The following is a 22,161-nucleotide window of genomic DNA, read 5'->3' as shown; positions in this document are numbered from 1 at the left end:
CAAGCTAAAAAATGCCAAAAAAGTCAAATAATATCAATTTAGTCAAAAAGACAAATCAATATTTTTGATTAATTAGTCAAAAAATCAAAGTGCAACAATAAGAAAACACTTATACTATCTACATTTATGACATATCCCAAAATTTAAAGATTAGAATATGTAGTTCTAATAAAATTTCTATTATTAAAACCTGAAATAGTATAAGTGTTTATATATAATAATTTAGTTGTCAATAAACTCTTAGTTAAAATACTTTTTTGGCCCAAGAATTTACGGACTATAAACTATAAATCAATTAGAACTAAAATGTACTAATTGATTTATAGTTCTACCCCTTCTAATGGATTGCCAAGACGCTCTAACAGTTTCCCCATACGTTCACGAGGTTCACCATATTTAGCATACCAATCAATCAAAATATCTACAGCTTTTTTAGATTGCTCAATAGTTAGTTTTCTTGCTAAAATTTTTCCTGCTTCAGGTCTCATGCCTGTATTACCACCAACAGCCAACATAAAACCTTGAGATGTACCGATAAAGGCAATATCCTTTACCATTGCATCTGGGCAGTTACGTCCACATCCACTGATGCCGATTTTGCACTTGTGAGAGGTTTTTCGGCCGTAATGTTTTCTCTCTACATAATCAGCCAATTCTTTAGTTTCCATTTGTCCATTTTTACAATGGCCTTTACCTACACAAGCAATTAAGGAATTAACACCTCTATGAATAACAGTGGTCACGCCATCAGGCAATTCAGAAATAAACTGCTCTTTATCATCTTTTTCAATACCTGTAATTTGTATACCTGTTACAACATGACGGAAGGATCCACCATATTTTTCAGCAAGTTCTATGCATGCTTTCATTTGATCTAAAGTAAATTCATTATGTAAACCGTGTAATATTACAGATGTCTTCATCGCTCCTCCTCAAATCTAGCATGCTTATTCACCATCATCCTATTTATACTAACATATTAGATTTTGAGAAACTGTGAGAAATTACTCACGAATAAATTGACTAAATACATAGTTCCCATGCTTGGCACCTTCAGCGGTTAAATGATAACTTCCATTTTGATACTCTAATAGACCTTTACTAACTAAATCATCTAAAGCAGTACCAAATAAATCATGGACAGATACGCCAAATTTATCTTCGAATTTTTGCTCATCAAGGCCCCATTTAGTGCGAAGGGCTAAAAAGGAAAAATCCTCTTGAGCTCGCTCTAAAGTAATCGTCTCCGTATCAATAGTAGGCATAATATATCTGTCAACAGATTGTATATAGGGCATTACATTACGATTATTACTACGGCGTACTCCGTCATAGAAGGAATGAGCACCAGCACCAAAGCCTAAATAATCTATATAGTGCCAATATTTTAAATTATGACGACTATAGGAATTAACCTTGGCGAAATTTGAAATCTCATATCGTTCAAAACCCAATTCTTTTAAACCAGCCATCATTGTATCATACATTGATTCATCTATACTTTCACTAGGAATGAAAATAAGATTTTTCTGAACTAAATGATATAAATAGGTCCCCACTTCTACTTGTAATCCATAAGTAGAAATATGATTAATAGGCAACTCTTCTACGACTGCTAAATTACGTTTAATATCGTCTAAGGATTGTCTTGGTAATCCATAAATCAAATCAATATTAATATCAGCAAAGCCCGCCTCTTTAGCATCATAAACGGCTTGTTTTGCCTGTTCCCCGTTGTGACTGCGATGAAGCATGGTAAGTGCCTTATCGTCAAATGTTTGAACACCAAAGCTAATACGATTAAAACCAAATTTAACTAATTTCGTTAAATAATGTAAATTTACTTCCCCAGGATTCGATTCAATAGTCATATGACAATCGTCAGTAATTGTAAAAGTGTTTTTGATTTTATCAAGAATCATCTGTAGATGTTGAATCGATAATTCTGTAGGCGTACCTCCACCAAAATAAATTGTATCAATAGCTTTAGATGTTGACTCTGGATGTTCAGAGACCCATAAATCGATTTCTTGAACTAAAGCATATACATAGGTTTCGTAATAATCTTGTAAATTTTGATAAGCAGGAAAATCACAATACATACATTTCTGTTTACAAAAAGGGATATGGACATACAGCCCCATATCCCTCAGCGTAGACAGATTCAGAATATCAGAATCTGTTTTCATTTTATTAGTCCTCAACCTTGAGAATCGCCATGAATGCTTCTTGCGGGATCTCTACGGAACCGACGGACTTCATGCGTTTCTTACCGGCTTTTTGTTTTTCAAGTAATTTACGCTTACGAGAAATATCACCACCGTAACATTTTGCCAAAACATCCTTACGCCAAGCTTTTACAGTTTCACGAGCCACAATTTTTGTACCTACCGCCGCTTGAATAGGAATTTCAAACATTTGACGAGGAATCAATTCTTTCAATTTCTCAGCTAATGCACGACCACGTGTAGCTGCACGGTCTTTGTGTACAATAATGGATAATGCATCTACAGGATCTCCATTTAAGAGAATATCCATCTTAACCATTGGAGATTGTTTATATCCAATCAATTCGTAGTCAAGAGATGCATATCCCTTTGTAGCGGATTTTAATTTATCAAAGTAATCATAAATGATTTCACTCAATGGCAAGTGATAAACGACAGATACGCGTGTTTCATCCAAATATTCCATAGATTGATATTCACCGCGTTTATCTTGAGATAATTCCATGATAGTACCAACAAAATCTTTAGGTACAATTGTTGTAGCCTTTACATAAGGCTCTTCGATATAGTCAATTTCCGTTGGAGGTGGTAATTTAGCAGGATTATCGACTTCGAGCATTTCCCCATTTGTTTTGTACACTTTGTAATTTACAGATGGAGCCGTCGTAATAAGCGTCAAGTTATATTCACGTTCTAAACGTTCTTGAATTACGTCCATATGCAAAAGACCGAGAAACCCACAACGGAAACCAAAACCCAATGCCAATGATGTTTCTGCTTCATATTCTAAGGCAGCATCATTAAGCTGTAACTTTTCTAATGCATCCCGAAGGTTTTCATAATCTTTAGATTCTGTTGGATAAAGGCCACAGTACACCATAGATACAGCCTTACGATAACCAGGCAATGGTTCTGATGCAGGATTATTAGCTAATGTTACAGTATCGCCTACATGGCAATCTTTTACATTTTTGATGCTAGCTGCAATACAACCTACTGAGCCACATGGTAATTCTTGCACAGGTACAAGATTGGGAGTAAAAATACCGAGTTCTGTAACATCAAAGTCCTTTTTATCATGCATCATGCGAATTGTATCTTTTGCTTTTATAGACCCTTCTTTTACGCGGACATAAGCAATAGCACCTTTATACGCATCAAAACGGCTATCAAAAATCAAGGCTCTTGTTGGCTCATCAGATTTATCTGGTGGTGCAGGAACTTTATTTACAATAGCTTCTAAAATATCAGGAATACCGATACCTGATTTGGCAGAGCATAATACAGCATCAGATGCGTCTAAACCAATAATATCTTCAATTTCTTGTTTAACGCGATCAGGATCTGCTGACGGCAAATCAATCTTGTTAATAACAGGAATGATTTCAAGATCATGTTCTAAAGCGAGATACACATTTGCCAACGTTTGCGCTTCCACACCTTGTGCAGCATCGACTACGAGTAATGCCCCTTCACAAGCTGCAAGAGAACGAGATACTTCATAGCTGAAATCGACGTGGCCCGGAGTATCGATGAGATTCAAAATATATTCTTCACCGTCTTGCGCTTTATACAAAATACGAACAGATTGCGCTTTAATAGTAATGCCGCGTTCACGTTCAAGGTCCATGGAGTCCAAAACTTGAGCCTCCATTTCACGTTTTTGTAATGTACCAGTATATTCAATTAATCTATCAGCGATGGTTGATTTACCATGGTCGATATGAGCTATAATACAGAAGTTTCGAATCTTTTTCGTTGACATACTATGTAAACAAGTTCAAAGAACTTGCATTCTCCTTTCTAACATACGCGATCGATAACAGCACCTCCCAATAATTGAGTGCCATTATAAAAGGCTACAGACTGACCTGGGGTAATAGCCCGTTGTGGTTCTTCAAAAATAACCTCCATTGTATCGTCATCTAAAATACGTGCTGTGCAAGGAGAAGGGTTAGCTGCATAGCGAATTTTTCCTTCTGCCTTCAATTCCTTATGAATTGTATCATCTAAGAAGTTATAGAACTTACAAATCATACGATTTGTAAAGAGACGTTCATTAGGACCCACGATGACCTCATTACGATTCCCATTAAATCCAATAACATATAAAGGGTGTTTATAAGCAATACCAAGGCCTTTACGTTGACCAATCGTATAATTAAATAAGCCGTTGTGCTTACCTAATACCTCACCATCTTCGGTAACGATATTACCAGACTCTGGCTTACCATTCATTTCTTCTACCACTAGCTTTTGATAATTCCCATGAGGCAAGAAACAAATATCTACGCTATCTGGTTTTTTAGCGACTGGCAAATCATATTCAGCAGCTAATTTACGTGTTTCAGTCTTACATTGACCACCTAATGGAAACATAAGATGACTCAAAATACGTTGGTTCATATTGTACATAACATAACTTTGGTCTTTTGTAGGATCAACACCTTTATGTAACTCATATAGACCTGTTTCTTCATTATAATTTACTTGTGCATAATGACCAGTTACCATATGTGTGGCACCTAATTCAAGAGCACGATTGAGCATCAAGTCAAACTTGATGTTCTTGTTACAAAATACACAAGGATTTGGCGTACGACCATAGGCATATTCTTTTACAAAGTAATCTACTACGTTTTCGTAGAATACATCACGAGCATCGATAACATGATGCTCGATACCAAGAAAATCACACATCTTCTTAGCATCAGTTACGGCAAGAGGCACCTCATCATAGGGCGTACCACTCACCCATAACCATAGGGTAATACCAAATACTTTATAGCCTTGTTTTAATAGCATTGCAGCAGTTAAAGAACTGTCTACGCCGCCACTCATAGCTACAGCGATAACTTTTTCCATACTTTCTCCTTTTAATGATCTCTTGATCATAAAACTAATCAGGGTGAAAGCCTGACGTGTAAAACACTAGTTCGGTGTAAAAGTCCGAGTAGTATTGCTATAAAATTATAGCAACTTATATTATAGCCTAGAAATAGGTATATTGAAAAGATTTGAAATAAAAAGAATCCCTTTCACAAAAGAAAGAGATTCTAAACATTATCTATGTTTTAATAGTTCTTCAGCAGCTCCTAAAATACCAAGCATGGAATGTTCAAACACTAGGCCACCCTGCATGAAAATTGTATATGGTGGACGTATAGGACCATCGGCACTGAGTTCAATAGAGGAACCTTGTACAAAGGTACCACCAGCCATGATGATTTTATCTTCGTACCCAGGCATATCCCCAGGAATAGGATGTACGTGAGCATCTACAGGAGAATAGGCTTGCATACCTACACAGAAATGCTCCATTTCTTCCCCATTTTTCAGATTAATGGCTTGAATCAAATCATAGCGATCAGCATTTACCTTAGGGAATACATCATAACCTAGTAACTCACCTACAGCAGCCGTATATACAGCACCTTTAAGAGCTTGTAATACTACGTGAGGTGCCATAAATAAACCTTGGAAGAACAAGCGATAACCAGGAGCATATGAACCCATATGATCGCCAAGTCCAGGAGCTGTCAATTGATACGCTGCATCCTCTACAAGGTTTTCTCTACCAACAATATAACCACCAGTTGGTGCTAAACCGCCACCTGCATTTTTAATGAGAGAGCCAGCCATAATATCAGCACCAGCTTCTAATGGTTCTTGCAGCTCTGTAAATTCACCGTAACAATTATCTACGAAACAAATCGTTTTAGAATTTTTAGTTTTTATAGCATCTACAATAACCTTAATATCTGCAATAGATAAAGGTTCACGTGTGCTATAGCCTCGAGACCGTTGAATCACTACTACCCGCGTATTATCGTTAACAGCGTTAGCAATAGCTTCAACATCATAGGTATTATCTTTCAATGGTACCTCAGTATAGGTAAAACCTTTTTCTACTAAAGAACCACGTACTTCACGAGCGGCACCGATAACGGATTGCATCGTATCATAAGGAGCCCCTACGGCATAGATAAACTCTGTCCCTTTAGAGCCATTTCCCATCAAAGAAATTAATGTAGTAGCTAACGCATGTGTACCAGAAACAAAATGAGGACGAACGATAGCCTTTTCACCTTTAAATACATAGGCAAATACTTCATCTAATTTTTCACGCCCTACGTCGTTATATCCATAACCAGTAGTACCAGTGAAATGATAATCAGATACTTGGCATTCCTTAAAGGCTTCTAATACTTTTTTTGTATTGGCCAATGCAATAGGTTCAAATTTCTTAAATTCTGGTTCAGCCATTTCTAGGGCTTTACTGCGTATTTCTTCTAATGTCATGCTAATCCTTCTCTACGGATTAAATCCATAGCTTTATTAAATATAAAATCTTTAGATGTATTGCTATCAATATGTATCCATTCTATATATGGCATACGTTTATACCATGTAATTTGGCGCTTAGCAAAGTGACGTGTATTCTTCTTAATTAAGTCACGACACTCATCTAATGTTATATTGTCATTTATATAGTCTACAACCTCTTTATAGCCAATACCTTTAAAAGCTTGGCAATCTGGATTCACTCCAGATTTTATGAGTTGTTTCACCTCTTCAATCAAACCTGCATCAAACATCATATCAACCCGTAAATTGATGCGTTCATATAATTTATCACGATCTCTCATAAGACCGATAACAGGACCTTTATAGGATACACCATCTTTTGTCTGATTTCGCAACGAATCTACATCACCATGATGCAATATCTCAATAGCTCGATACAAACGATGTTTGTCGCTATATTGTATCTCTATATTATGCTCTTTACCTAATGTGAAAGCATATTCTCGTAAGCCTTCAATACCTTTTGTACTATAGAGCTCATCGAGTTCTGCTCGCAAATATTCGTCAGGTTTAACATCATTAAAGTTGTAGTTCTCCAATAATGATTGGACATACAGTCCTGTACCACCAGACAGAATAGGAAGGATATTTCTATCTTTTAATCTTGCAATTATTTCTTTAGCTTGATCTTGAAAAATAGATACCGAATATGAATCATTTGGTTCCAGTATATCGATGAGATGATGTTTCACCCGATTAAGTTCATCCACCGATGGTTTAGCGGTACCAATATTGAATTGTTTATAAACCTGGTAAGCATCACCAGAAATAACCTCAGCATGTAGCTGTTCTGCTAAGTCCAAGGTAAGATCTGTTTTGCCTACCGCAGTAGGTCCAACGATGGTAATTAAGGGATTCACAATAACTCCTTCATATATACACCATAGCCTATGCGGCTATATTTTCCTCCTACCCATTGGTGAGGTGGATATTTCTGAAAGACAGAACTAAATGGTCGTTCTTTAATGATAACACCATAAGAGGCAACACGCATAGCTTCCTCCATAATTTTATCATCAATATGACTTTCCACAGTATGTCCACGAAGTGGTTTAAATTGAGGACTATCCTCTACAGGGACCTCAAACATGGGATCAAAATAAATAATATCTATACTTTCATCTGGTAGATTTGGTACATAGTTTTCAAAGATATCATAACTTACCTCAATACGACGTAATGCGTCCGTCACACTTTTCACATTATGCGAATAATGAGCTAAACCATAAGATGTGGCAAGCCATATAGGTAAAGAACCTTCTAGACCTTTTATTTTAGCCTGAGGAAAAGCATAGCTCACAACGATACTGTCACTACCAAGACCAATTGTACAATCAAGAAACGAAAATTCTTCTTTATCAGTTATTTCATTAGTATTTAGTATTGTCTGAACAGCATTAATTAAATGATCTCCTTCTCCACGTTGCAAACGTAGTATACGTAATTGAGCCATGGATAAATGAAAGCTATGTAGCTGATTATCAGGAAAATGAATAGTTAAGCCATTACCAGAAAGAACAGCAATAAAATCACATGGATGAGCATTAAATAATGCTGGTATAGATAATTTTCCTCTTTTTATATAGGCCATATGCATAGAGGAAGCCAAAGCTTTGGCTTCCTCTTGAATGGCCTCATTAGATTTTTGAGCTGTAGTTAATATATTCATATTAGGACCGTAAGAATAATTTACCTAATTCATCAGGTGTAAATTTGATGATCGTAGGACGACCATGAGGACATACATATGGTTTTTCGGTACTAAATAAGTCCTCAATTAAAGTAGTCATTTGATACATATTTAAATTATGACCTGCCTTGATAGCCCCTCTACAAGATGCATAAGCTAACATTTCATGTCGTAATTGAGCCTTAGTAGGCTGTTGATGATCATGTAAGTAAGAGAATATATATTGCAAAATTTCAAATGCTTTTGACTCTACTAAATCTACTGGAGCCCCTACTAATTTTATCTTAGCAGGACCACCTAACTCTACATCAAATCCAAGATCAAGTAATGTTTCTCGTTCTTCCTCTACTAAATTCATTTCATCATCTGTGGCCTCACTATACTGAGGAACCAAAATAGATTGCATAGGAATCGATTCAGAAGACTTACACAACTTATCATAACGCACACGCTCATGTGCAGCATGTTGATCTATGATATATAGATCATCACCTTTTTTAGCTAATATATAACAAGATGCAACTTGACCCATTGGTAAAAAACCCGAGTTTTGAATTGTACGATCTTCTATCTCTTCGTTACGAATATCGTGAGACAAGGATTTAAACTTCTCTACATCTTCCGAAGTATAACTAGTGTAAGCAGTAGGAACAGCTTCAAAACTTTTATCTACAAAAGAGGATTGTTCATAAGTAGCCTTAGGTGCAGGTGGTGTATACCCCTTTGTTTTAAGGTTTTCCACAAACTGCGAAGTTTCACCGCGCATGACTTCATAGCCTTTTGTACGGCGTCCACCAAAAACTTTATCATAATCTATAGCTGTTGCTATATGTTCAGCAGATTGCATTGAATCGTGTACAACAGTAGGCGCTTGATAAGAATCATAAGTAGTATTACCAGCTAAGGATGTACTATCAGAGCTAAAATTCTTTATATCCCTATTACTATTACTAGCAATATCATTACCATATTTATCGGATATATTAGCAACTGTACCAGTCATATAAGATGATGACTCTCGTTCGTATCTCTCATGGAGTGGATTATTTAAAGCATTTAAGATACCGTGATAAACCGCTTTAAATATAATCTTATCATCTGAGAATTTAACTTCACTCTTGCGAGGATGTACGTTTATATCAACCATTCTCGCAGGCACAGTAATATTTAGTACCACCAAAGGATGACCATTTTTCGGCAATAGTGCATGGTATGCATTATCGATAGCCTTCATTATGGTTTTATCAGAAATCACGCGATTATTGACGATAATAGTCTGCCATATCCTTGTACTTTTAAGAAGTGTGGGCTTACTCACTACGCCATCGATATAGATAGAATCACTTTCATAGGCAACAGTAAAAATATCATCTTTGGTTTTATATCCATATAGCGCAGCTACAGTATCACTAATATCGCCATTTCCTGGTGTAATAATAGCTACCCGATCATCGATGATAAGCTTAAAAGAAATATGTGGATTACTTAGAGCTAATTTCCCTACAATATCTTGAATTTTAGAGGCTTCTGTACGCTCCGTTTTCAAGAATTTACGACGAGCCGGCGTATTATAAAATAAATCTTTAATTTCGATAGTTGTACCAGGTGCCGCACCATAAGGAATGCAATCGGTAAAAGTGCCGCCATCAACAGTAATACGAGTCCCCAAATCAGAGTCTGCTTTACGAGTAGTCAAAGAGAAATGAGATACAGAGGCAATACTAGCCAAGGCCTCCCCACGGAAGCCTAGGGACGCAATATCAAAGAGGTCCTCTACTTGTTGAATTTTAGAGGTTGCATGACGTAGAATCGCCAAGCGAGCATCTTCCTCCGTCATACCGATACCATTATCAGTAATCCGCATATAGGCCACACCGCCTTCACCAATTTCAATCTCAATATTAGTGGCAGACGCATCAATAGAGTTTTCAATGAGCTCTTTAATAACTGATGCGGGACGTTCAACGACTTCACCGGCAGCTATCTTATTGATTGTCGTTTCATCCAATACGTGAATGGTTGCCATTATTTCCCGCCTCCTTTACGAGCCTCCTCTTGTAGTTCATATAATTTATTTAATGCTTCAATTGGAGTCATGCTCATTACATCGACTTCCAGTAAGCTATCTACTACGGAATGGGTAAATAAATTGCCTAGTGGAGAATCACTAACTTGCTTAACCGCTGGTTTTGCCACATTAGTAAGTTGAGCACCCATAACTCGATTATTTAAGTCACTTACATCATGACTTTGATCTTCCAAGGATTCTAAAATCACTTCAGCTCGTTTTAATACAGAGTTAGGTAGGCCCGCCAGTCTAGCAACATGGATACCATAACTGCGATCTGCACCACCTTTAATGATACGACGCAAGAAAGCAACATCTTTCCCTTTTTCTTTAACTGCAACGGTATAATTTTTTAATTTACTATAGCTTTCTTCTAAGCAAATCAATTCATGGTAGTGCGTTGCAAATAAAGTCTTGCTATGAATGTGCTTACAAATATGTTCCACTACGGCTTGTGCGATACTCAAACCATCAAAGGTACTCGTACCCCGACCAATTTCATCGAGAATAATTAAACTATTATGAGTAGCATTTTCTAAAATATACGCTACCTCTTTCATTTCTACCATGAACGTGCTTTGACCAGTAGAAATATCGTCGCTAGCACCGACACGTGTAAAAATACGATCCACAGGTGAGATAGATGCCTCACGAGCAGGGATAAAGGAACCAATCTGTGCCATAATCATTAAGATAGCCGCTTGACGCATGTAAGTAGATTTACCTGCCATATTAGGGCCTGTAATGAGTAAAAATTCTTCTTCATCATGATTTAAAACGATATCATTTGGTACGAATACCTCACGTTTTAAGAACTTTTCAATAACAGGATGACGACCATCACGAATATTGATTTGACCATTCATTACAATAGTTGGACAAATATAATTTTCTTCATAAGCAACCAAAGCAAGAGAGCACAATACATCAAGGTCTGCAAGAGCACGTGCCGTTTCTTGCACATCTTTTATAACGAGTTTAATGTCATTGCGTAATTGTTGATATAGTTCGTGTTCCAACGCGATGATTTTATCTTTCGCGCTGAGAATTTTAATTTCAAATTCTTTTAACTCAGGCGTAATATAGCGTTCAGCATTGGCCAAGGTTTGTTTTCGTATGAAATAGTCTGGTACTTGTTCTGATTTACTATGGGATACCTCGAAATAGTAGCCAAACACTTTATTATAACCAGTCTTAATTTTTGAAAGTCCTGTAGCTTCTTTAATATCCGCTTCCATCTTAGCAAGCCATTGCTCGCTATTAGTCGCTAAAGAACGTAGCTCATCTAAATCAGCATTAAATCCATCTTTAATAACACGACCGTCTTTTAATGTCAACGCTGGTTGCTCTGCAATAGCTCGACATAATAAGTCATAAATATCTTTATGATCTTGCATGCGCTCATTAATAGATGTTAAAGCTAGACTTGAACATGTACCTAATACATTCTTAATATCAGGTAGAACTGCTAATGACTCACGAAGAGCCGTTAAATCTCTGGGAGACACAGATCCGGTTTCAACACGACCAACAATGCGTTCAAAATCGTAAATACAATCTAAAAAGTTACGAATATGAGAACGTTCAGCACCGCGTGTAATAAGTTCTGAAACGGCTGCTTGACGACGTTGTATTTGATTTATATCAATTAATGGACTTTCAAGCCATTGTTTTAAAAGACGTGCCCCCATTGGTGTCAACGTATGATCTAGTACATCCAGTAAAGTACCTTTTTGTCCACCATCGCGTAAATTATGTGTAATTTCAAGGTGACGCAAAGAAGATGTATCAAGAATAAGGCGATTACCTACACTTAATTGATGTACATAGTTGATATGAGAAATTTCAGACTTAATTATATCCTCTAAATATAAAAGCATATAACCTAAAGCTTCCCATACATCCTCTTCCATAAGGCCTAAATCACCGAAATGAGTTACAGCTTTTTCAGCTACTTCACGTTGTGTATAGTATGTAGAAAAAGGAGAAAATACGACATTACTAAATTGATTTTCAATAAAATCCCGAATATCTTGCGGTAATATCGTTCCTTCAGGTAATATGATTTCACTTGGTCTATACATGCTGAGTGCATCGTACATATCACTGCGTTTTTCACAATCAGTGATGCGGTGCCAAATAACTTCCCCTGTAGATACATCAGAAAACACAAGAATCCACGTATCTTTTACCATATAAAATAATGATAAAAAGTTATTTGACCGTGCATCGTTACCATTTTCTGTCATCACTGTACCAGGAGTAACAACTTTAATAACATCCCGCTTAACAATGCCTTTAACTGCTTTAGGATCTTCTAGTTGTTCGCAGATAGCAACTTTATATCCTTTTTTTACAAGCGTTTCTATGTAGCTTTCAGCCGCATGAAAAGGAACGCCACACATCGGTGTGCGTTCCTCATCTCCTGTAGGACGACCTGTTAAGGTAATATTAAGTTCACGTGATGCGACTAAAGCATCCTCATTAAATAATTCATAAAAATCACCTAATCGAAAGAACAATAATTCTTCAGAGTATCTAGATTTAATATCTAAATACTGCTCCATCATAGGTGTTTGCTTTTTACTCATATTCACCTCATATATTATGAGTCATATCACAGATTCCGCTTATATTCGTATATTCCCATACGATTATTAAACAAATATATAAACGGGTATAATAATTTATAAACAATAGGTGCTAAGGACAACATACTTCCTGTAAAATTAATCAATCCAGTCTGTTTAAGCTTAGGATTCATAACTACAATTTTATGACCGTCCTTAGTTCCCCATTGAAAAGAAACATTCATTTTACTAAGCATATCATGTTGTTTAGTGCGTTTCGCCACATATGGAGAAATCATATCAAGATATAACGTAAATTCTTCAAAAGAATCAGTCAGCAAGCCTAAAAACTGCTTCATTTCATCCAATGTAAGATACATAACTACACCTTCACTAACAAGCAGTAGTTTTCGTCCATTTATCTCAATATTTTTAGTCCACAATTCATCAGTTATAGAACTCACTAAATTATGGACTCGTTCATGAGGCTCAAAAAAATGTGTACGTGCCTCAATCACTCCAGCAAAATCGATATTATACCAATCAATATAACCGTTGTCGACACGATAAAACATAGTATCTAAACCGGCACCTAATGATACGACGATACAATCTGGATATAGAGATATAAACTTTCGTATCTCATCATCGATTACTTTAGCCCGTCCTAAAATTCCGTAATAGGACATCTTAACATCTTTAAATTGATCAAAATCATAATCAATATGCTTTAAAATATCCCAGGATTTCTGATCCTTCAATACGGATTGTTCTGACTCGTAATCTTTCGCTCTCGCATATAGTGTCAATAATGCCGTTTCGCCTACAGCGTTTAAATCTAAATTCATAGTTACACCTTCTTTATAGAAAATACGATATATAAATGGTGTTCATACCTATGAAAGTCATCAATATACAACTTTTATATTATTTTATTATTATAACACATATGATTTCTAATCAGCATCTATGATAAAAAAGAACATCGTCACCACATGTTTAGCAAACTAATTTTAGATAAAAATCTAACCTTAGAGTTAACATAATAGTGACGAGTTCTTTTTGATTCTAATAGTTTATTTTAAAATACTACCATAACAAACCCATGTTTGGGCTTTATCGATATGAGCTGGTACAGTTTGACCAATTGATAGGGAGTCATCCTTAGGGAATAAAACCATTTTATTACCAGATGTACGACCGAACCACATGTCTTCATCACGAGGACTTGGTCCCTCTACAATAATATCAAATACTTGTCCTTCCATAGGTTTATTTAATTCATAAGAGATTTCATTTTGTACATCCATCAATTTTTGTAAGCGAACGCGCTTAATCTCTTCTGGAATTTGATCATCCATAGTTGCTGCTGGCGTTCCAGATCGCTTAGAGTAGATAAACGTATACGCCATGTCATAGCGCACATCTTTTAATAATTGTAATGTAGCTTGAAAATCTTCCTCAGTTTCTCCTGGGAAACCTACAATGATATCCGTAGTCACCACCACATCTTTTATTTTTTCACGGCAATAAGAAAGCAATTCTTTATAATGCTCTACCGTGTAATGACGATTCATTTTCTTTAAAATACGATTGGAACCAGATTGAATAGGTAAATGTAAATGCGTCACAATATTGGATGACCTACCAAGAGCATCAATCATAGACTTACTCATATCTTGAGGATGACTTGTCATATAGCGAATACGTTCTATACCAGGAATACCATCAAGAGCATCAACTAATGTACCAAAATCTGTACCATCTTTAAAATCTAGGCCATAAGAGTTTACATTTTGCCCTAATAAAGTGATCTCTTTAAATCCTTTAACCCCTAGGTCTGTAACCTCTTTAACAATGGCCTCTACAGGACGGCTAATCTCTCTACCACGTACATGGGGAACAATACAATAGGTGCAAAATTTATTACAGCCATTCATAATAGGTACCCATGCATAAAAAGAGCCATTTGGTTTTGCCTCTAATTCAGGCAATACAGAGTTATCCATATCTACGCTGATTTGATGCGTATGTCCATGTTGTACTGCTTCAATCATCTCGTTAATATGTTGAATATTATGAGTACCCAATACAATATCAATATGAGGAGCTCGTTTAAACATTTCTGCTTGATTTTTTTGAGCCATACATCCTGTGACGGCGATAATCAAGTTTTTATTATTACGTTTTAGTCTTTTTAGCTCACCTATACGCCCATAAACTTTAGTTTCTGCATTTTCACGCACTGCACAAGTATTTAGCAGAATTAAATCTGCAGTTTCAACATTCTCTGTTGGTATATACCCAACAGATTCCAGCTGATGCGATAATCGCTCAGAGTCGGCAGTATTCATTTGACAACCATAGGTGTAAATATAATAAGACTTCATTCTAACTCCTACACTTTAACAATCTTACGTTTTGTTTCAATAATATTCTTAACTTTAATGGACATGCGTTCAATAGACATGCCGGTAATATATTCAATTTCATTGCGAACAGATTTTTGTACCTGTTGCATCAACGGTTTAACAGGATATCCATGTTCAATAACTACAGCCATATCAACAACAAGACCGTTTTGACCTTTGTCGCTTTTTTTAAAAGAAATTATACTGGTCTCATCGACACCAGCTACTTTTTTTAACCCATTTCTAATCAATTTAATAATTACTTCATCGTCAAAAGTGAGTCGACCATAGTAGCTAAAAGCAGGCCGTACAACAGAACGTTCAAATCCTTCAGAACCAATTTGACCTAAGGTATCTTGATCTTGTTTTTTCAAAGTCCTGCGGCGCCACATGGTTTTGATTGGATCAATCAAATACCCCCTAAAGTGTGGCTTTAATTCCATAGTCGGCACAGGAATTATATGTTTACCCTCTTTAAGACGTGCATGTTGTGCCTTTTCAATTTCCTTAGGTGTTGCAACATCTTCTATACGAATATATCGATCAGGTTCTTGTAAGCCTAAAGCTTTAGTAATCTTCTTAACCATATTATCAGAAGTGCCGATAATCATAAGCTTATTAGGTTTAATCTTATCTAATTGTTCTCGTACGGATTTAACTTGTACTTCGTCTTGAAAAATAGCACGACGAACAGCTTTTAAACGACTAGACTCTTTTTTTGCAGAAAAGCCAGCTACAATTTTATTATCATGAATCAAAATACCATCATCGATGATACATTCAATTTTATTTTCATGAGCAACTACGAGGGCACGATGACTTTTACCTGTGCCACTACTACCTACAAAAGCAACGACTTCCATAGCCTACCTCGTCATTTATAACAAACTAATAAATTCTGATACATCCTTACCAGATACTAAGTAATCACCAAATCTATCAGGTTTCTTGCCTACAATACCATGGTAATCAGAACCACCAGTAATAAATAGCTTATGCTTTTTAGCGAATTCTTTATATCGCTCCACATCAACATCATTATGCTTTGAGTGATATACCTCCATACCATCAAAATCATAATTTAACATTTCCAACACATATTCATCACTGGTAACCAATTTAGGATGAGCCATAACAGCAAGTCCTCCAGCTTTATGTATAATATCAATAATATAAGGAACCTCTACTTTTACCTTAGGAACATAGCAAGGACTATCTTTTCGAAGAATACCTTTAAATACATCATTAATATCCTTGGCATAACCACCATCAATTAAAAGTTTACCAATATGTGGGCGACCATAAGCTTTAGTATTAGGAAATTGTTTAATGAGCTCTTCTTTTGTAATATAATATCCTTCATTGTTACAACGACGGATAATTTCATCGATACGTTCTTCACGTTTTCCTTTAAAAAACGTAATAAAATCGATTAAATCTTTATTATTTTCATCAAAACAATATCCTAAAATATGAATTGACTTATCTTTATAATCAGCACTAAATTCACAGCCATTTACGATTTTAATAGATTCATTAGGATCTAACTCTTTTTGAGCAGCACGCAATGCTTGAATGCCGTCTATTTCATCATGATCGGTTAAAGCCATCATAGATACATTACAGTCTATGGCATGTTGCAATAGATCTTTAGGTGTTTCAACACCATCTGAAAAGATGGAATGCATATGAAAATCTACAAGCATATAGCACCTCCATTCCAAATATTCTATCATTTAATTATGACTTATTTAATCTATTAATTCAAGTTTAGAAAGAAAAATTGCGACCCTAATGAACATTCACTAGAATCGCAATTCTATTATAAGTTTTGAAGCAATTCTGTTACTTTATCAGATACAGAATCAATAGCACATGGAAGAGCTTCTCCAGACTTACGGATTTGAATTTCTACTTCGTTATTCTCAAGAGTATTTTTACTTACTGTAATGCGAAGTGGATAACCAATCAAATCAGCATCTTTGAACTTAACACCTGCACGATCTTTACGATCATCTAACAATACATCTACACCAGCATTTTGTAGTGCAGTATAAATAGTTTGACTAGTAGACATTAATGCTTCGTCTTTTGCATTAATTGGAACAATAACTGCTTCAAATGGAGCGATAGAACGTGGCCAAATAATACCATTTTCATCGTGATATTGCTCAATAGCAGCAGCTAGTGTACGAGATACACCGATACCATAGCACCCCATAATCATTGGATTAGGACGACCATTTTGATCTAAGAATGTAGCTTGTAATGCTTCAGAATATTTTGTACCCAATTTAAATACTTGACCTACTTCAATGCCTTTAGCATGTTCTAAAGCACCACCACATTTAGGACACACATCGTCCTTCGTGATCAAACGAATTGGAGCAACAATAATGTCTTCTACATTAAAGTCCCGTTTTGGATTAATATTAACGTAGTGAGCATCTTTTTTATTAGCGCCACCACAAACATTGTAAGTTTCCATAACAGATTCATCAACAACAATAGCAAATTCTTCTGTTTGTTTTAAACCAATAGGACTGATGAAACCAGCTGTTAACCCTACTTTTTCTAATTCTTCAGGGGTAGCCATCTCAGGCTCTACAGCACCAAGAACGGCATGTTGTACAGCGACTTCATTTACTTCATGGTCACCACGAACAATGGCTAATACCACTTTACCATCAATAGAAAATACTACCGCTTTGATAGTTTTATGTAATGGTAAATTTAACATGTCTGCCACAGCTTCAATAGAACTTGCATTTGGTGTATCCACAACAGATAACTCATGAAGAACTTCTTCGTCTTGCTTCATAATACCAGGCTTGCCGATTTCAATGTTAGCTGCATAATCACACTTAGTACAATATACGATATCAGCTTCACCAGCTTCGGCAATGGCCATGAACTCATGCGTACCACTACCACCGATTGCACCACTATCAGCCTCTACTGGGCGGAATGTAAGACCACAACGTGTAAAAATACGTGTATATGCATCGTACATAGATTTATAGGATTCATCTAAACCCGCTTCATCTACATCAAAAGAATAAGCATCTTTCATAATGAATTCACGGCTACGCATCAAGCCATAACGTGGACGACGCTCATCACGGAATTTACTTTGAATTTGATATAAGTTGACTGGTAATTGACGATATGAGTTAATCTCATTTTTAACGAGGGTTGTAATCATCTCTTCATGTGTTGGTCCTAGACAAAACTCATTATCATGACGATCATTGATACGCATCATTTCTGCGCCATATGCGTTCCAACGGCCAGACTCTTTCCAAATTTCTGCAGGCTGTAAAATTGGCATCATAATTTCTTGAGCACTAGCACGATCCATTTCTTCACGTACAATAGCTTCAATCTTTTTGATACTTCTCCAACCCAATGGTAAAAAACTATATAAACCATTTGCAGTTTTACGCATAAAACCAGCGCGAAGCATAAGCTGTTGGCTTACTACATCAGCGTCAGATGGAACCTCACGCAATGTAGGTGCATATAATTTAGTGGCTAACATAAAGACTCCTCATCTAAATTTTCTAAATATTGGTCAATTTCTCTAAACAATGTATCTACTAATTCGGCTTCTGGTACAGTCTTAATAACTTTCCCTTTACGGAAAATAATACCTTGACCATCACCACCAGCAATACCAAAGTCGGCCTCACGCGCTTCCCCTGGACCATTTACAACACACCCCATAACGGCAACCTTAATAGGCGCTTTTATATCTGCTAGACGTTCTTCTACAATACCAGCCATATCAAATAAATTTACTTGGCAACGGCCACATGTAGGACAAGATATCATAGTGGCCCCAAAATTTCTTAATCCTAAACTACTTAAAATACTTCTACCTACTTCAATTTCGTGAATTGGATCTCCAGTTAAGGATACCCGTAATGTATCACCAATGCCATCGAGCAATAATGCACCAATCCCCATAGCAGATTTAATAGTGCCTTGTTTAATAGTACCAGCTTCTGTTACACCTAAATGTAACGGATAAGGAATCTTATCAGATAACTTACGATATGCTTCCACCATTAGAGGTACTTCCGTTGCTTTAATAGATAATTTCATTTGACGATAATCGAGTTTTTCTAAAATTCTTACGTGTTCTAAAGCTGTTTCAACCATACCATCCGCTGTAGGATGTCCTCCATGAGCATCGAGAATATGCTTTGGTAAAGAGCCTGCATTAACACCAATGCGAATTGGGATTTGTTTAGGTTTTGCCTTTTCAATAACGGCTAAAACCTTATCTTCACCACCAATATTTCCTGGATTAATGCGCAATCCATCAACATTATTTTCAATAGCTTCTAAAGCTAATCTATAATCAAAGTGAATATCGGCGATCAAAGGAATTGAAATGCCCGCTCTAACAGCCTTTAAAGCCTTTGCAGATGCCATTGTAGGAACGGCGACACGAACCAGTTCACAACCAGCCTCTGCTAAATGATTAATTTCTGCAATTGCCTTCTCTGTATGTACTGGATCCGTAGTAATCATAGATTGAATACTTACCGGTGCATAATCGCCGATTTTAACTGTACCTACATAGATACCATTTGTTGGTTTACGTACAATCATTGTAATCTCCCATCTGTCTTATAGTAAACGGAAAATATCCTGCGTTGTTACATATAAGAATAATGCTACCATTAAGGCAACCCCAACCATTTGTATATACATAAGAGCTTTAGCAGGTAATCTACGACCTGTTATAGCTTCCGCCAAGATAATAATCAAGTGACCACCATCTAAAACAGGTAATGGTAAAAGATTAATAACCCCTAAGTTAATACTAAGGAATGCAGCAAAACTTAATAGTGGTGCAAATCCTGATTGTGCAATAGTACCTGCCATTTGGGAAATTCCTACTGGACCAGATAATTCGGCTGCTTGTGTGCCACGAATCATATCATAAATCCCACTGACCATAGCAACAATAGTTTGCCCCGTCCGACTAACAGCAAGGCTCAAAGATTCACCAATACTATAAGTTTCACGAGTAAAGCTAGGATAGATGCCAATCTTAGGACTATCTTGTTCCATTTTAGGTATTACTGTAGTCTCTATAGTTTGTCCTTCACGCTCTACAACAACAGTTACACCATGGTTTGCTGTGCCTTGTAAGCTAGGACGAATATCATCCCAAGTACTAATTTTTTTACCATCAATCGTAATAATTCTATCGTTAGCTTCTAAATGAGCCTGTTCTGCAGAACTACCCACAATAATGTTACCAATTACAGGTTCATTTGTATATGTAAGATTTCCTACAGTCACATTTAGGCCAAAGAAAAGTACAATGGCTAATATAAAGTTAAATACAGCCCCTGCAGAAATAACAATAAATTTTTTCCACGCAGGTTTATTATAAAAGGAGCGCTCATTAAGAGGCTCGTCAGGTGTCATACCAGCAATACGATTAAATCCTCCAAGAGGAATTATACGAATAGAATATAAAGTTTCCCCTTTTTGTACTTTAAATATGGCTGGACCAAAACCTATAGCAAATTCATCAACTTGCATACCTGACATCTTAGCTGTAATAAAATGGCCTAATTCATGAATAAACACGATTAAACCAAACACAAATATTGTGGCTAATGCCGTAATCATATATTCTCCTATAACATCAACGATGTTGCCTTTTCACGGGCCCATCTATCGATGGATAATAAATTATCTAATGTAAAATCATCTTCTGGTCCCATAGATTCAAGAACAGAAGTAACGACTTTATAAATATCACCAAAGGCGATTTTATCTTCTAAAAAGGCATATACTGCCGTTTCATTAGCTGCATTAAATACAGCAGGTTTAAATCCACTAGCACGTCCCACCTCATACGCAAGTCGAAGTGCAGGAAAATCGTCATACCGTGGAGGTAAAAACTCCAATTGTAGTGCTTGACTAAAATCAAGATGATTCATACTTAAAACTTCACGTTTTGGATACGTCAAAGCATATTGAATGGGCTCACGCATATCTGGATTCCCCATTTGCGCTAATATCGCACCATCCTTCATACGAATCATAGAATGAACGATACTTTGAGGATGTACTACTACATCAATATGATCAAAATCGAAACCAAATAACCAGTGAGCTTCTATTACCTCTAATCCTTTATTAAATAAGGATGCAGAGTCTATAGTTATTTTATTACCCATATTCCAGGTAGGATGTCGCAAACAATCTGCAGCAGTTGCAGTTTGAATTTTACTAGAATCCCATGTGCGTAAAGGACCACCAGAAGCAGTGACAATTAAAGAATCAACATTGTCACGTTTCTGTCCTTCTAAGCACTGAAATATAGCACTATGTTCACTATCGATAGGTAAGATTTGCACGCCATGTTCTTTAGCTAAAGCCGTAATTAATGGACCTCCAGCAACAAGAGTTTCTTTATTAGCAAGACCTATAGTCTTACCTTGTTTTATAGCTTCCACTGTAGGCTCAATGCCCGCAGCACCTACAATAGCAGTAACAATCATTGTTGCCTCTTGAATTGTAGCTGCTGCAATGAGGGCTTCCTTACCACCTATCAATTTTGTAGGACCTGTATAGCGTGCTTGTAATTCTTTAAAAGCACCTTCATCTACAAGACCCGCCACCAAAGGTTTATATTCTTTAATCTGATGTTCTAAGAGGTCAATATTATGATGTGCCACTAAGGCAACCACCTTGAATTGATCTGGATGTTGAGACACCACATCAAGCGTCTGTGTACCGATTGAGCCAGTACTGCCGATAATACTTAGGTATTTCATAAGTGTACCTCTATGAA

General features: G+C 36.4%; 17 protein-coding genes. All 17 read right to left on the bottom strand.

Features of this window, described 5'->3' with window-relative positions; genetic code table 11:
• Nucleotides 1-320 precede the first annotated feature (320 nt).
• The gene (locus DW000_RS01590) at nucleotides 321-923 is read right to left on the bottom strand and encodes a nitrite and sulphite reductase 4Fe-4S region (RefSeq protein WP_024061690.1); all 603 of its coding nucleotides are present in this window, start codon (nucleotides 921-923) and stop codon (nucleotides 321-323) included.
• Nucleotides 924-1,004: 81 nt separating this feature from the next.
• A complete protein-coding gene (gene hemW / locus DW000_RS01585) occupies nucleotides 1,005-2,189 on the bottom strand; it encodes a radical SAM family heme chaperone HemW (RefSeq protein ID WP_120054760.1) in 1,185 nt (394 codons plus the stop codon).
• Nucleotides 2,190-2,193: 4 nt separating this feature from the next.
• Nucleotides 2,194-3,993 carry a translation elongation factor 4 gene (gene lepA, locus DW000_RS01580; protein WP_119562946.1) on the bottom strand — a complete coding sequence of 600 codons (1,800 nt, stop codon included), beginning with the start codon at nucleotides 3,991-3,993 and terminating at the stop codon, nucleotides 2,194-2,196.
• 38 nt (nucleotides 3,994-4,031) lie between these two features.
• On the bottom strand, nucleotides 4,032-5,093 hold the full coding sequence (mnmA, locus tag DW000_RS01575; protein ID WP_120054759.1) for a tRNA 2-thiouridine(34) synthase MnmA: 1,062 nt from the start codon (nucleotides 5,091-5,093) through the stop codon (nucleotides 4,032-4,034).
• A 198-nt stretch (nucleotides 5,094-5,291) separates the two neighbouring features.
• Nucleotides 5,292-6,530 carry a methionine gamma-lyase family protein gene (locus DW000_RS01570; protein ID WP_120054758.1) on the bottom strand — a complete coding sequence of 413 codons (1,239 nt, stop codon included), beginning with the start codon at nucleotides 6,528-6,530 and terminating at the stop codon, nucleotides 5,292-5,294.
• Nucleotides 6,527-7,456 (bottom strand): tRNA (adenosine(37)-N6)-dimethylallyltransferase MiaA, encoded by a 930-nt coding sequence (gene miaA / locus DW000_RS01565; protein WP_120054757.1) that lies wholly within the window; start codon nucleotides 7,454-7,456, stop codon nucleotides 6,527-6,529. Before miaA ends, DW000_RS01570 begins: the two co-directional genes overlap by 4 nt.
• Nucleotides 7,453-8,265: a class I SAM-dependent methyltransferase gene (locus tag DW000_RS01560; protein WP_120054756.1), complete on the bottom strand. Its 813-nt coding sequence runs from the start codon at nucleotides 8,263-8,265 to the stop codon at nucleotides 7,453-7,455. Before DW000_RS01560 ends, miaA begins: the two co-directional genes overlap by 4 nt.
• Before the next feature lies 1 nt (nucleotide 8,266).
• A complete protein-coding gene (mutL, locus tag DW000_RS01555) occupies nucleotides 8,267-10,312 on the bottom strand; it encodes a DNA mismatch repair endonuclease MutL (protein WP_120054755.1) in 2,046 nt (681 codons plus the stop codon).
• On the bottom strand, nucleotides 10,312-12,945 hold the full coding sequence (gene mutS / locus DW000_RS01550; protein ID WP_120054754.1) for a DNA mismatch repair protein MutS: 2,634 nt from the start codon (nucleotides 12,943-12,945) through the stop codon (nucleotides 10,312-10,314). Before mutS ends, mutL begins: the two co-directional genes overlap by 1 nt.
• A gap of 26 nt (nucleotides 12,946-12,971) precedes the next feature.
• The gene (locus tag DW000_RS01545) at nucleotides 12,972-13,772 is read right to left on the bottom strand and encodes a class I SAM-dependent methyltransferase (protein ID WP_120054753.1); all 801 of its coding nucleotides are present in this window, start codon (nucleotides 13,770-13,772) and stop codon (nucleotides 12,972-12,974) included.
• A 228-nt stretch (nucleotides 13,773-14,000) separates the two neighbouring features.
• The gene (gene miaB / locus DW000_RS01540) at nucleotides 14,001-15,314 is read right to left on the bottom strand and encodes a tRNA (N6-isopentenyl adenosine(37)-C2)-methylthiotransferase MiaB (RefSeq protein ID WP_120054752.1); all 1,314 of its coding nucleotides are present in this window, start codon (nucleotides 15,312-15,314) and stop codon (nucleotides 14,001-14,003) included.
• Nucleotides 15,315-15,322: 8 nt separating this feature from the next.
• Nucleotides 15,323-16,198: an Asp23/Gls24 family envelope stress response protein gene (locus DW000_RS01535; RefSeq protein ID WP_004695710.1), complete on the bottom strand. Its 876-nt coding sequence runs from the start codon at nucleotides 16,196-16,198 to the stop codon at nucleotides 15,323-15,325.
• Nucleotides 16,199-16,213: 15 nt separating this feature from the next.
• A complete protein-coding gene (locus tag DW000_RS01530; RefSeq protein ID WP_120054751.1) occupies nucleotides 16,214-17,041 on the bottom strand; it encodes a PHP domain-containing protein in 828 nt (275 codons plus the stop codon).
• Nucleotides 17,042-17,157: 116 nt separating this feature from the next.
• Nucleotides 17,158-18,876: a proline--tRNA ligase gene (locus DW000_RS01525; RefSeq protein ID WP_120054750.1), complete on the bottom strand. Its 1,719-nt coding sequence runs from the start codon at nucleotides 18,874-18,876 to the stop codon at nucleotides 17,158-17,160.
• Complete coding sequence (gene ispG / locus DW000_RS01520; RefSeq protein ID WP_024061700.1) at nucleotides 18,870-19,955, bottom strand: flavodoxin-dependent (E)-4-hydroxy-3-methylbut-2-enyl-diphosphate synthase; 1,086 nt, start codon at nucleotides 19,953-19,955, stop codon at nucleotides 18,870-18,872. Before ispG ends, DW000_RS01525 begins: the two co-directional genes overlap by 7 nt.
• An 18-nt stretch (nucleotides 19,956-19,973) precedes the next feature.
• Nucleotides 19,974-20,990, bottom strand: a complete 1,017-nt coding sequence (gene rseP / locus DW000_RS01515) for an RIP metalloprotease RseP (protein WP_024061701.1) — start codon at nucleotides 20,988-20,990, stop codon at nucleotides 19,974-19,976.
• 8 nt (nucleotides 20,991-20,998) lie between these two features.
• On the bottom strand, nucleotides 20,999-22,144 hold the full coding sequence (locus DW000_RS01510) for a 1-deoxy-D-xylulose-5-phosphate reductoisomerase (protein ID WP_008713852.1): 1,146 nt from the start codon (nucleotides 22,142-22,144) through the stop codon (nucleotides 20,999-21,001).
• Between the last annotated feature and the right edge of the window lie 17 nt (nucleotides 22,145-22,161).

This window comes from Veillonella sp. AF36-20BH, from assembly GCF_003602765.1.
GTDB classification, from domain to species: domain Bacteria; phylum Bacillota; class Negativicutes; order Veillonellales; family Veillonellaceae; genus Veillonella; species Veillonella hominis.
The sequence above is the reverse complement of the archived record's forward strand: the minus strand, read 5'-3'. Positions and strand labels throughout refer to the sequence as shown.

What these genes read in the sequence shown, in the direction of transcription:
- DW000_RS01545 (WP_120054753.1), bottom strand. Translation starts at nt 13,772, where the DNA reads ATGAATTTAGATTTAAACGCTGTAGGCGAAACGGCATTATTGACACTA.
- DW000_RS01530 (WP_120054751.1), bottom strand. Translation starts at nt 17,041, where the DNA reads ATGCTTGTAGATTTTCATATGCATTCCATCTTTTCAGATGGTGTTGAA.
- rseP (WP_024061701.1), bottom strand. Translation starts at nt 20,990, where the DNA reads ATGATTACGGCATTAGCCACAATATTTGTGTTTGGTTTAATCGTGTTT.
- mnmA (WP_120054759.1), bottom strand. Translation starts at nt 5,093, where the DNA reads ATGGAAAAAGTTATCGCTGTAGCTATGAGTGGCGGCGTAGACAGTTCT.
- miaB (WP_120054752.1), bottom strand. Translation starts at nt 15,314, where the DNA reads ATGAAGTCTTATTATATTTACACCTATGGTTGTCAAATGAATACTGCC.
- DW000_RS01590 (WP_024061690.1), bottom strand. Translation starts at nt 923, where the DNA reads ATGAAGACATCTGTAATATTACACGGTTTACATAATGAATTTACTTTA.
- DW000_RS01570 (WP_120054758.1), bottom strand. Translation starts at nt 6,530, where the DNA reads ATGACATTAGAAGAAATACGCAGTAAAGCCCTAGAAATGGCTGAACCA.
- lepA (WP_119562946.1), bottom strand. Translation starts at nt 3,993, where the DNA reads ATGTCAACGAAAAAGATTCGAAACTTCTGTATTATAGCTCATATCGAC.
- mutS (WP_120054754.1), bottom strand. Translation starts at nt 12,945, where the DNA reads ATGAGTAAAAAGCAAACACCTATGATGGAGCAGTATTTAGATATTAAA.
- mutL (WP_120054755.1), bottom strand. Translation starts at nt 10,312, where the DNA reads ATGGCAACCATTCACGTATTGGATGAAACGACAATCAATAAGATAGCT.
- DW000_RS01510 (WP_008713852.1), bottom strand. Translation starts at nt 22,144, where the DNA reads ATGAAATACCTAAGTATTATCGGCAGTACTGGCTCAATCGGTACACAG.
- DW000_RS01560 (WP_120054756.1), bottom strand. Translation starts at nt 8,265, where the DNA reads ATGAATATATTAACTACAGCTCAAAAATCTAATGAGGCCATTCAAGAG.
- DW000_RS01525 (WP_120054750.1), bottom strand. Translation starts at nt 18,876, where the DNA reads ATGTTAGCCACTAAATTATATGCACCTACATTGCGTGAGGTTCCATCT.
- DW000_RS01535 (WP_004695710.1), bottom strand. Translation starts at nt 16,198, where the DNA reads ATGGAAGTCGTTGCTTTTGTAGGTAGTAGTGGCACAGGTAAAAGTCAT.
- ispG (WP_024061700.1), bottom strand. Translation starts at nt 19,955, where the DNA reads ATGATTGTACGTAAACCAACAAATGGTATCTATGTAGGTACAGTTAAA.
- hemW (WP_120054760.1), bottom strand. Translation starts at nt 2,189, where the DNA reads ATGAAAACAGATTCTGATATTCTGAATCTGTCTACGCTGAGGGATATG.